Origin of the sequence: Leisingera sp. MMG026 (assembly GCF_021654205.1) — a bacterium.
Taxonomy (GTDB): domain Bacteria; phylum Pseudomonadota; class Alphaproteobacteria; order Rhodobacterales; family Rhodobacteraceae; genus Leisingera.
On record NZ_JAKFZM010000013.1, the window covers coordinates 116,767 to 127,834 of the forward strand.

Genomic DNA, 11,068 nt, shown 5'->3' on the forward strand with positions numbered 1-11,068 from the left:
GCGGTGTCAACCGGCAGTTTGACGCGCATCAAAGTCATGGCAAGAAGTTGCGGACCCTTATGGCGCCGCCCAGCAGGGCAGCAGATCGCCAGGGTCCGGGCGGGCGTGTGAGACGGCACGGGCAATGGCACGGCTAAGGCACAGCGCTGCGGCATGGCAGACCGGTCCAAGGTCCGCATCCGGGTTTTCCAGGGCGCGGGCGCCGGTGCTGGCGGCAAAGACCAGATCGCCGTCGCCGGGGGCATGGGCGGGGACAATTGCGCGGCCGATGCCGTCATGGGCGGTGGTGGCCAGGCGCTGGCACTGCGCCTTGCTGAGTGCGGCATCCGTGGCTACAATGGCGATGGTGGTATTGGCGCGCTCTTGCGGCATCGGGGCGCCGCCCAGCTTCTGCATGGCGGCCAGTTTGCGGCTCTCTGGACTGCGGCCCAGCCCGGCGGATGGATCCGGGCCCAATCCGCCGAATTCATCCCCGATTTCAAACGGCGCCGCCCAGAAATGCCGCTCACCCGGTGTGGTGACGGCGCCCAGCGGGTTGGCGGCCACCAGCGCGCCCACGGTCACGCCGCTGTTCAGCACCAGCGAGGCCGATCCCAGCCCGCCCTTGACCATCGCGGTCAGCGCGCCGGCGCCCGCACCATAGGTACCAAGATCAAAGGTATCTGCCGCGGCTTCAACCGCCGCCCGGCCCAAGGCGCGGTAGGGATTTTCATCCCAGTCCTTCTGCCCGCCGTTCAGCAGATCAAACAGGATCGCGCCCGGCACCAGCGGCACCCGCGCCGGGCCAACCGGAAAACCGCGGCCCTGACTGTGCAGCGCGTCCATCACCCCGGAACAGGCATCAAGACCAAAGGCCGAGCCGCCGGAAAGAACCAGCGCGTCGATCTTGGCAACTGATTTGTCCGGCGCCAGCAGATCGGTCTCCCGCGTTCCCGGCGCACCGCCCATCACATGCACCGATGCGGTGAAGGGCTTGTCTGCCGTCAGAACTGTGGTGCCGGATTTCAGCGCCACATCCTGCGCATTGCCAACCAGGATGCCGGGGACATCGGTGATCAGATTTCGAGGGCCGGGAAGCATGGTGAGAAGTCCTTCTTGCATGAAGCGCGCTGGGGCGCGCTGCCTCCGGCGGGAGGTGAGGCCTGTCATGGAAACCCTCCGGTGGAGGGTTTCAAGGCCGAACGGGCGGAGCCCGGGGAAAGATGAAAGCGCGGCGTCAGATCCGCGGCTTGGGGGCTGCAGTTTCCGGGTCGCCTGAGTTCGGCTCACCCTTGGGTTCGATCAGAAGCACCTTGCATTCTTGCTCGGCGCGGGGGCGGTGACTGATGCCTTTGGGCACCACGAACAGCTCACCTGTGCGGACGGTCTGTGGTGGCTCACCTTCGATGTCCATCAGCATTTCGCCCTCAAGCACGAGGAAGAAGTCATCGGTACCGGCGTGAACATGGTACGGAAACTCCCCCTGAAATTTCACCACCATCACGTCGTTGCCGTTATAGTCCGCCACCACATGCGGGTCCCAATGGCTGGAAAACATTGCCAGTTTTTCGCTCAGGTTCACGGTCTTCATATGCAGCGTCCTCCGTCCACTTCCATCGCAACACCGGTCACCATACCCGCCTCGTCCGAACACAGGAAGCAAGCCGCGTTGCCCATGTCCTCAGGCGTGGAAAACCGGCCGATCGGGATGGTGGACAGGAATTTGGCGCGCATTTCCGGGGTGTCTTCGCCCATGAAGGTTTTCAGCAGCGGCGTTTCCCCCGCCACCGGGTTAATCGCATTGACCCGCACGCCATGCGGCGCCAATTCCACGGCCATGGTTTTGGTGGCAGTGATCATCCAGCCCTTGGAGGCGTTGTACCAGTTGAGGCTGGGGCGCGGCGAGACACCGGCGGTGGAGGCGACATTCAGGATCGCGCCGGTCTGGCGCGCCTTCATATGCGGAACCAGGGCGCGGGCTGTCAGGTAGACGGATTTGACGTTGACGCCTAGCACCCGGTCGAAATCTTCCTCGCTGATGTCTTCCAGCGGCGCGGGCAAATGGGTGACGCCGGCATTGTTGATCAGGATGTCCAGCTGTCCAAAGGCCTCCAGTGCGGCCTCTGCCATGGCATTGACCGAGGCGCCGTCGGAGACATCCACTGTCCGGGCGGTGGCGTTGCTGCCCAGCTCTACGGCCATATCCGCTGCCGCGGCACCATTGATGTCAGCAATCATCACCCGGGCGCCCTCAGCCAGGAACTTGCGTGCGATCCCGGCGCCAAAACCCGAGGCGCCTCCGGTCACAATGGCGGTTTTTCCGTCCAGCCGCATGTTCTTATCCTCCCTGCTGTTTTGCTAGCAGCATGGGCGGAGCGGGAGGCGGGTGCAATCCGCCGGATCAATCCGGGTCGATTTTACCGCGCGTCGCTTTCAGGCCGCCGCGCTGTTTCTTGGCCTCCAGCCGCCGCTTGACCGAGCCGCGTGTGGGTTTGGTGGCAATGCGCCGCTTGGGCGCCACCAGCGCCTTGCGCACCAGCTCGGCCAGCCGCTCGCGTACGATTTCGCGGTTGCGCTGCTGCGATCGGGTCTCGTCGCATTGCAGGATGATCGCGCCTTCCTTGGTCCAGCGGCGCCCGGCCAGCCGTTTCAGCCGGTTCTTGACCGCAGGCATCAGCGCAGGAGAGCGTTCGGCCTCGAACCGCAGTTCCACCGCAGTGGCCACCTTGTTCACATTCTGCCCGCCGGGGCCGGAGGCACGGACAAAGCTTTCGGTGAGTTCCCAATCCTGCAGGGTGATTTGCGCGTTAACGTGGATCATGGCTCAGTCAGTAATCGAAAAGGGCCGTTCCCACACGCGGAAACAGCCCTTCGAGATGATAGGAGGTGCACCGGTTAGGTCAGCACCAATTCAGTAATCTATACGCGCCAAGGGCTGCCTCGGCCGCACGCCTTCTGAACTGTTCCGGCACTGCTCTCCATAGCTTCTCTAGACAATGGGCACCTCCTTTCTGAATGTTTCGTGTGACCCCAGCCTGCCATAGATTCGGTTAATGTCAAAACAAAATCATGTGGTCTTTGCGGTCAGTTTACGCACGATGATGCGGAAGGGCACAAGGGCGGCCAAAGCAAGCGACAGTTTCACCAGCCAATCGGCCGCGGCAAGCGAGACCCACAGGGGGGCCATAGGGCCGCTGCCCAGCAGCGGCAGCACCTCTGCGGCCCAGGCGACATCGTTGCCCGGCTCCAGCCAGACAAGCGCGCCTGAGAAGGCGATGGTGAAGAAAATTGCTGTGTCCACCGAAGAGCCGGCCAGCGTGGACGCCAGCGGCGCGCGCCACCATTTGCCTGTCCGCAGGGCGGAAAAGACGGCAACGTCCAAAAGCTGCGCAGTGAGAAAGGCAAGACCGGAGCCAAGAGCAATCCGCAGCGTCACGGCCGGATAGGTGAAGCCGTCGCCCTGCAGCATGATTTGAGTGCCGATCAGCGAGCAGATGACCCCGGCAAGAAAACCGGCCAGCACCACCTTGCGGGCAGCTGCGGTGCCATAGACCCGGTTCATCACGTCAGTGACCAGGAAAGCGATGGGATAGGTGAAGGCGCCCCAGGTCAGCCATTGGCCGAACAGGAATTGCACCAGGATGTTGGACGCCACAACGACGGCGGCCATGGCAGCAATGCCGGGAATATGTGAGCGGGTCATGGGCCGGATCCATTTTTCAAGGCCGCGGGCATCATAACTGCTACGGCAGAAGACTGGCCCTTTAAACCGGACGTCCTGCTGCTGCAAGCATGCTGCAGGGCAGCGGCTCCCGCCCGTTCGGGCGCTTTTCAGGAAATGCACACTCCCGGTTGGGCCCGGCGCCGCTGGCGCGGCGCGGGGACTGCTGGTCAGCGGGGCAGCGCGTATTCTACTATTTCGGTGCGTTGAAAGGGCAGGAAATTGTCGTCCGACACCATCGTGGCGCGCAGGCGCCCGGTTCCATCCGCCCAGACCGACAGCCCTTCCAGATTGTCATGGGTGCGGGCGCGGGTCTGCAGCAGCACCGTTTCATTGATCGGCCCGGCGGCGGTGATGTCCCAGCGGCGCAACCGGCTGCGGAAGCCAAACAGAGTAAAGTCGCGCTCCAGAAGATAGAACCGCCCATCGGGGCCGAAATCGGCATCCACCGGCAAAAATCCACCCACGGGCGGCAGGCTGAAGGGGCGCGACCAGCGGTGGCCGTTCCAGCGCCAGACCGGGATCTGCCCGTTTTTGTCCAAGGCGCGCTCGGGCAATGTATACAGCCGCCCGCGGGAATCGATGGCCAGGGTTTCCAGCGATTTGTTAGGCGGCAGGCCGCGAAAGGCCTTGGGGCGCGGCAGCACTTTGGCGCGGCCTTCGGGGCTGCGGTACCGTGCCACCCGTGCAGCACCTTCAAAGGAGATATAGCGGCTGCCGTCCGCCGCCACTGCCAGCCCTTCGCTGTCGCCGGCAAAGCCCCGGAGTGTTTTTCCGGTGGAGGCCCGCAGTTCATGCGCGCGCCGGGCTGTGATGCCGGAAATCAGACCCTGGTTGCGCTGGATCCGGGTTGTCACCAGTGTCGCACGGTCGCTGAGCACGGTCATCGACTTGCCGCCGTCACTGAGCTTGAGCGCCGAGAACCCGCCGAACCAGCGCTGGTTCAGCTTCCAGGTATAGCTGCTGAGGTGCTGCGCCTTGCCTGCTGCAGCCGCCGCGGGGCGGTTTGCCGCATAACCCGCCGCTGCCAGGCAGGCGGCGGCCGCTAGGGCCAGAATCAGTTTGATTGCAGAACGGCGGCGCATTGCTTGGGCAGGTCCGAAAGGGTGTAATCCCGTCTCGGTTTAGGCTTTGGCGCGTTGGGGTCAACCGGTTTCGGTTTCGGCGGGTTCAGAATGTCATTGACCCAGCGCTGGGCATCGGCGCAACCGTCGCCTTTGGGCGGGGACGCCTGATCAACGCAACCGCGCGCGCCGCGCGGACAGGCCAGCCGCACGTGGAAGTGATAGTGATGCCCCCACCAGGGCCGGATTTTGCGCAGCCAGCGGCGGTCGCCCTTTGCGTCCTTGCACATCTGCACCTTGGCGCCGGGAAAGACAAAGATCCGCGCCACCCGTTTATCCTGCGCCGCGGCTTTCAGAATTTCATGATGGGCACGGGTCCAGCTGGAATTCACATAGGCGCCCTTGGCCCGGCGCATCGAGATTGAGGAGATGTTTTCCCGTGCGTTGCGGCTGAGGTTCAGCCGGTCCGGCGGCCGCATCCAGATGTCGATATCAAGACCGATCTGATGGCTGCGGTGGCCCGACAGCATCGGCCCGCCGCGCGGCTGGCTGATGTCGCCGATGTACAGCCCCTTCCAGCCGCGCTGTTTGGCGGCCACGCGGCTCAGGTCCTGAACAAAATCAATTGCCGCCGGGTGCCCCCAGTTGCGGTTGCGGCTAAGGCGCATCGCCTGCCAGGTCGGGCCGGTTTCGGGCAGCTGGGCGGCGCCGGCAACGCAGCCCTTGGCATAAGAGCCGAACGGCGCGGGGCGCTGCTGCGAGGCGCTGGGCTTGGCCCCGAACAGGGCCTTGGCCGGGGTTTGCGCACTGGCCGGGCTGCATAAGCCCGCAACAGCTAAACATATGGCAAGAAACAGTTTCAACCCTGATCTCCTTCTCCTTGAACCCAGAACAACAGTACCAATCCGATTAAAAACAGCCCGATCACGGGGGTGATCCCCAGCCGGGCGCTGCCGGTCACTGTGGTGGCCAAACCGATCAGGGCCGGCGCCAGAAATGCGGTGGCGCGCCCTGATAGGCCATAAAGGCCGAAGCTTTCGGTCGCATCCGCAGGGCTGGTGTGGCGCACCATCAGGCTGCGGCTGGCGGCCTGCAGGATGCCGCCAAAGCCGCCGATCAGCATGCCGCAGCCAAAGAACACCGTGTCGGGCAGCGTGGAGCCTTCTGCCAGGGCAAAGCCGAAAATCTGGTGGCGCGACATGCTGACTAGGATCAGGCAGACAAAGGACAGTACCAGGATCGAGGCGATGATCACCGGCTTCGGGCCCAGCCGCCGGTCAGCCTTGCCGCCCAGCCAGCTGAAGACAGTGGCGGCAAAGGCGGCGACAATGCCGAAAATGCCGATCTGGGTTATTTCCCAGCCCAGCACCAGCTTGGCGTAGACACCGCCAAAACCGTACAGCCCGTTCAGCGCGTCGCGGTAAAACATTGACGATCCAAGATAGGTTGCAAGGCTCAGCCGGTGGCGCAGGCTGGTAACCAGCTTGACCACCATTTGCCAGGCTTTGCCCAGGCTGGCCTTGCGCCCGGTGGCGCCGCGGTCCTGCACCCACAGAAAGTAAGGCACCATGAAGACAGCAAACCAGACGGCGGTAAAAGGGCCGACGGCGCGGGTGCCTTCCTTGGCCTCGGCATCCAGACCCAGGGCGGGGCTAAGGCCGATCAGCGTCTTGCCCGAACTTTGTTCGACAAACAGCAGCAGCATGATGAACAGCGCAATCACCCCGCCAAGATAGCCGAATGCAAAGCCGGAGCCAGAGACCGCCCCCACGTCCTCGCGGCTGGCAAGCGTCGGCAGCTGGGCGTTGACAAAGATCAGCGCAAACTCGGCGCCGATGAAGCCAAAACCAAAGCTGACCAGCATCCACCACAGGTTGCTTCCTGCAGGGTCCATGTACCACAGCCCCCAGGCACCGATCAGATACATCAGCGAAAACATCATGATCCAGGGCAGGCGGCGGCCGGTGATATCGGCCAGTGCCCCCAGAAACGGCGCACCAAAGGCGATGATCAGCCCGGTCACGGTCAGGCACAGCGACCAGACAGTCTGCGCCTGCGCCTTGGCCGCCTCGCCCGCCAACCCCTGGGTCATAAAGTAATCCGCGGCCACGGCGGCAAAGAACGGGCTGAAAATAAACGTCACCAGCAGCGTCTGATACGGCTGGCTGGCCCAGTCAAAGAACCACCATCCCCAGATCCGCTTGCGCGTGGATACCTGCTGCATGCCCGGCCTCTTTTTATCGTTGCCCTCAGGTATGGCAGGCGGGCAGGGGCCTAGGCAAGCCCGTCCTGCATCGGCGGCCAGGGCCGGCCGCCATCCGCTTGGCACCAATCCTTGATCCAGCCGGGCAATTCGGGTGAGTTTTCAGCGTCCTGCCCCAATGCCGCCAGCACCTTGGCGGGCGGCACGATGCCCTTGCGGTCCGTGACTGCGGTGCGCAGCATCACATGACTGGCGCAGTCGCCGTTTTTCTTCCACATGGACTGTTCGACATAGATGAACTTGTCATCCCAGCCCGCCGCGCGGCTGCGCATCTCGAACCTTTCAAATCCGCGGATGCGGCGGCGGTAACGCACAGAGGATCCCGCAACCGTCAGCCCCCAGCGGTTTTTCTTCAGCGCGCCGATCAGCCCCGCCCGCTGCGCCAGCATGGTGCGGCCAAGGTCATACAACGTCATGGTGCGGCCGTTGTTCAGCTCCATCCACATATCCAGATCCCACGGCCAGCAGATGTGGTGCGAGACATGCAGCCCGGTGATTGGCAGCCGCGGCATCCGGCTGGCCAGAATGGTATCCTTGATCAGGCGGAATATAGGGTACATGCGCAAGGCCTCCTGTTTCGCTTGTGCCCGTGATGCCACCCGTTTACAGCGCGTCAACCGCAACCTCGCGGAAGCCTTGCGCATTTCGCCGCGCCTGCTTACCTGTGTGGCTGTTCGAAAAAGGGAATTACAGATGGTCTCGCTGTTCCAAATTCTGATGCTGATCCTGGACATTGTCTGGTTCTTCATCATTGCCCATGTGATCATGAGCTGGCTGATCAACTTCCAGGTACTGAACCTGCACCAGCAGCTGGTAGGCCAGATCTGGTACGGTCTGAACCGGGTTCTGGAACCGCTTTATGCCCCGGTGCGCCGCATCTTGCCCAATATGGGCGGCATTGATCTGGCGCCGCTGGCGGTTCTGGTCGCTGTCTATGCGCTGCGCATCATCCTGGTGAACAACGTCTCGGCGTTCTACTGATCTGAACATCTGCGGCCCGGCGGCTTTCGCCGGGCTTTTGCGCGGCAGCCCTTGCCGGCTGATACCTCCTGTGGGATTGTGCCTGCCAACAAGAGCAGACCACCACATTGAGGCCCATCGCCCCCATGACAGCCCCGGCATCCCCGGCAGAGTTAGCCGCGCCAGCCCTGACAGGCGCGTCCCCGATCTTGCGCGAGATCTTCGGCTTTGACGCCTTCCGTCCCGGCCAGGAGGAAATCGTTGACGCCGTGACCGCGGGCGAAAACGTGCTGGCAATCATGCCCACCGGCGGCGGCAAATCCCTGTGTTTCCAGCTGCCTGCCCTGTTGCGTGACGGGGTGACGGTGGTGATCTCGCCGCTGATTGCGCTGATGCGCGATCAGGTCCGCGCCCTGCAGGAGGCGGGCGTCACCGCCGGCGCGCTCACCTCCGGCAATACCGAAGAAGAGACCGAAGCGGTCTGGCAGGCGATCGAGGCCGGGCGGCTCAAGCTTCTTTATATGGCGCCGGAACGGCTTGCCTCGGGGGCTGCGATGGGCATGCTGCGCCGCATCGGTGTCAGCCTGATTGCGGTGGATGAGGCGCATTGCGTCAGCCAGTGGGGCCATGATTTCCGCCCCGACTACCTGCGCATAGGCGAATTGCGCCGCGCCCTGGACGTGCCGCTGGCCGCCTTCACCGCAACGGCGGATCAGGAAACCCAGGAAGAGATTGTCCAGAAACTGTTTGACGGCGAGGCCCCGCGCAGCTTCCTGCGCGGTTTTGACCGGCCAAACATCCATCTGGCCTTTGGCGCCAAGGACAGCCCGCGCCGCCAGATCCTGGAATTTGCCGCCGCCCGCAAGGGCCAGTCCGGCATCGTCTATTGCGGCACCCGGGCTAAGACCGAAGCCCTGTCTGCAGCCCTGCGCGAAGGTGGCCACTCCGCCTGTTTCTATCACGGCGGCATGGACGCCGAGGACCGCCGCATTGTTGAGACCCGCTTTGCTCGCGAGGACGGCTTGATCGTGGTTGCCACAGTTGCGTTTGGTATGGGGATCGACAAACCGGACATCCGCTGGGTCGCTCATGCCGACCTGCCGAAAAGCATTGAGGCTTATTATCAGGAAATCGGCCGCGCGGGCCGGGACGGGGCGCCTGCCGAAACCCTGACTCTGTTCGGCCCCGACGACATCCGCCTGCGCCGCACGCAGGTGGACGAAGGATTGGCCCCGCCGGAACGCCGCGCCGCCGACCATGCCCGGTTGAATGCATTGCTTGGTCTGGCCGAGGCGCTGCGCTGCCGCCGCCAGAAGCTGCTGGCCTACTTCGGCGAGGAGTCAAACCCCTGCGGCAATTGCGACCTCTGCGACACGCCCGCGGATGTGTTCGACGGCACCACTGTTGTGCGCAAGGCGCTGTCAGCGGTGCTCAGGACCGAGGAATGGTTCGGCTCGGGCCATCTGATCGACATCCTTTTGGGCGCTGACAACGAGCGGATCCGGGCCAAGCGCCATGACCAGCTGTCGGTCTATGGCTGCGGCAAGGAATTCGGCAAGCGCCAATGGCAGGCGGTGTTCCGGCAGATGATGGGCCACGACCTCTTGCGCCCCGATCCGGAACGCCACGGCGCGCTCCGCTTCACGGAAGCCGCCCTGCCGATCCTGCGCGGAGAACAGTCGATCGAGCTGCGCCGCGACACCATCAAAGCGGCTGAGCGCCGTCCCGCAGTGAAGGCACTGGTCTCTGAAGAAGACGCGCCGCTGCTGTCGGCTCTCAAGGCCAAGCGGCGTGCATTGGCGGAGGCGCAGAAAGTGCCGGCCTATGTGATCTTTCCCGACCGCACCCTCATTGAGATGGCCGAGACCCGCCCGGAAACGCTGGACCAGATGGCGCGGGTGAACGGTGTCGGCGCCAAGAAGCTGGAGCGCTACGGCGATGATTTCCTAAGCGTGATCACCGGCGCCGCCGAGCAGCTGCATCCCGCAAGGCGCAAGCTGGCCGGGAGCGGGTCCGGTTCGGTTTACGACTCGCTGCTGGAAGTGCAGGCACAGCTTGCCCGCGGGGACTGCGGCACCATGAAACCGCTCACCTGTTCTGCGTCGCTGCTTGCGAAAGTGGCGCAGATGCGCGCCGGTGACGAGGCGGGGATCACGAAACTGTTAGGGGAGCGCCGCGCCGAACGTTTCGCGGCGGCGTTTCTGGACGTCCTGCGCGGCGCGGGCTAGGGTCGCGCCAAGATCATCAAGGGAGTAGATATGCTGGTAGTGACCTCTCCGGCCAAGAAGCTGGACTGGGCGGAACGGGATCAGGAGATGACCTGGCCCGCGCTGCATGACGACGCGGTAGAGCTGGCAGAGGTGGCCCGCGGACAATCCGTGGCGGATCTGATGAAGCTGATGCATATCAGCGAAGATCTGGCCAAGCTGAATCACGCACGGTTTCAAGAGTTTACTGCGGATCCGGCAACTGCGGCCACCCGCCCGGCGGCGCTGGCGTTTGCCGGCGATACCTACCAGGGGCTGGAGGCGTCCTCGCTTGATGCTGATGAAATGGCCTGGGCACAGGAGCATTTCCGCATCCTGTCAGGTCTTTATGGCCTGCTGCGTCCCTTGGACGCGATGCAGCCCTACCGGCTGGAAATGGGATCGCGTCTGAAAAATGCGCGCGGCAAAAACCTCTATGAATTCTGGGGCAGCCAGGTTTCCGCGGCACTGAATGCGCAGGCGGATGCGGTAAATGCCAGCGTGCTGGTCAACTGTGCCAGCCAGGAGTATTTCGGCGCAGTGGATTTAGCAGCGCTGAAACTGCGGGTCGTCACTCCGGTGTTCATGGAAGAAAAGAACGGCACCCCTAAGGTGGTGAGTTTCTACGCGAAACGCGCTCGTGGTGCGATGGCACGGTTCATTATCCAGAACCGGCTGACAGATACGGAGAGCCTCAAAGAATTTGATGCTGGCGGCTACGTGCATCAGCCGGCAATGTCGGCCCCCGATAAACCGGTCTTTTTGCGCGGCGCCTGAGGCAGGAGAAAGGCTCCCGCCCGTTCCGGCACATTCAAGAATGCACCTTCACGGTTGG

At 63.5% G+C, this 11,068-nt stretch carries 12 protein-coding genes; 3 read left to right on the forward strand and 9 right to left on the reverse strand.

What is annotated here, in order from left to right; translation table 11 throughout:
* Positions 1-57: 57 nt before the first annotated feature.
* The 9 genes from L1069_RS09430 to L1069_RS09470 all read right to left on the reverse strand — a co-directional run bounded on the left by L1069_RS09430 (position 58) and on the right by L1069_RS09470 (position 7,587).
* Entirely contained in the window at positions 58-1,080 is a 1,023-nt protein-coding gene (locus L1069_RS09430; RefSeq protein WP_237455497.1) for a P1 family peptidase, read from the reverse strand.
* Between the two features lie 136 nt (positions 1,081-1,216).
* Positions 1,217-1,570, reverse strand: a complete 354-nt coding sequence (locus L1069_RS09435; RefSeq protein ID WP_237455487.1) for a cupin domain-containing protein — start codon at positions 1,568-1,570, stop codon at positions 1,217-1,219.
* Positions 1,567-2,313: an SDR family oxidoreductase gene (locus tag L1069_RS09440; RefSeq protein ID WP_237455488.1), complete on the reverse strand. Its 747-nt coding sequence runs from the start codon at positions 2,311-2,313 to the stop codon at positions 1,567-1,569. Before L1069_RS09440 ends, L1069_RS09435 begins: the two co-directional genes overlap by 4 nt.
* A gap of 67 nt (positions 2,314-2,380) precedes the next feature.
* Complete coding sequence (gene arfB, locus L1069_RS09445) at positions 2,381-2,800, reverse strand: alternative ribosome rescue aminoacyl-tRNA hydrolase ArfB (RefSeq protein ID WP_237455489.1); 420 nt, start codon at positions 2,798-2,800, stop codon at positions 2,381-2,383.
* Positions 2,801-3,046: 246 nt separating this feature from the next.
* The gene (locus tag L1069_RS09450; protein WP_211037710.1) at positions 3,047-3,682 is read right to left on the reverse strand and encodes a queuosine precursor transporter; all 636 of its coding nucleotides are present in this window, start codon (positions 3,680-3,682) and stop codon (positions 3,047-3,049) included.
* A 188-nt stretch (positions 3,683-3,870) separates the two neighbouring features.
* On the reverse strand, positions 3,871-4,785 hold the full coding sequence (locus L1069_RS09455; RefSeq protein ID WP_237455490.1) for an esterase-like activity of phytase family protein: 915 nt from the start codon (positions 4,783-4,785) through the stop codon (positions 3,871-3,873).
* Positions 4,758-5,627 (reverse strand): penicillin-insensitive murein endopeptidase, encoded by an 870-nt coding sequence (gene mepA / locus L1069_RS09460; RefSeq protein ID WP_237455491.1) that lies wholly within the window; start codon positions 5,625-5,627, stop codon positions 4,758-4,760. Before mepA ends, L1069_RS09455 begins: the two co-directional genes overlap by 28 nt.
* Positions 5,624-7,021, reverse strand: coding sequence for an MFS transporter (locus tag L1069_RS09465; protein WP_343328053.1), 1,398 nt, complete (start codon positions 7,019-7,021; stop codon positions 5,624-5,626). The genes mepA and L1069_RS09465 overlap by 4 nt, the downstream gene beginning before the upstream one ends.
* A gap of 17 nt (positions 7,022-7,038) precedes the next feature.
* The gene (locus L1069_RS09470) at positions 7,039-7,587 is read right to left on the reverse strand and encodes an acyl-CoA thioesterase (RefSeq protein ID WP_237455493.1); all 549 of its coding nucleotides are present in this window, start codon (positions 7,585-7,587) and stop codon (positions 7,039-7,041) included.
* 133 nt (positions 7,588-7,720) lie between these two features.
* Here L1069_RS09470 and L1069_RS09475 point away from each other — a divergent pair, with 133 nt between their 5' ends.
* The 3 genes from L1069_RS09475 (at position 7,721) to yaaA (ending at position 11,010) form a co-directional block, all read left to right on the forward strand.
* Complete coding sequence (locus tag L1069_RS09475) at positions 7,721-8,008, forward strand: YggT family protein (protein WP_129372391.1); 288 nt, start codon at positions 7,721-7,723, stop codon at positions 8,006-8,008.
* 125 nt (positions 8,009-8,133) lie between these two features.
* A complete protein-coding gene (gene recQ, locus L1069_RS09480; protein WP_205877298.1) occupies positions 8,134-10,215 on the forward strand; it encodes a DNA helicase RecQ in 2,082 nt (693 codons plus the stop codon).
* A gap of 30 nt (positions 10,216-10,245) precedes the next feature.
* Entirely contained in the window at positions 10,246-11,010 is a 765-nt protein-coding gene (gene yaaA, locus L1069_RS09485) for a peroxide stress protein YaaA (RefSeq protein WP_237455494.1), read from the forward strand.
* Positions 11,011-11,068: the final 58 nt, after the last annotated feature.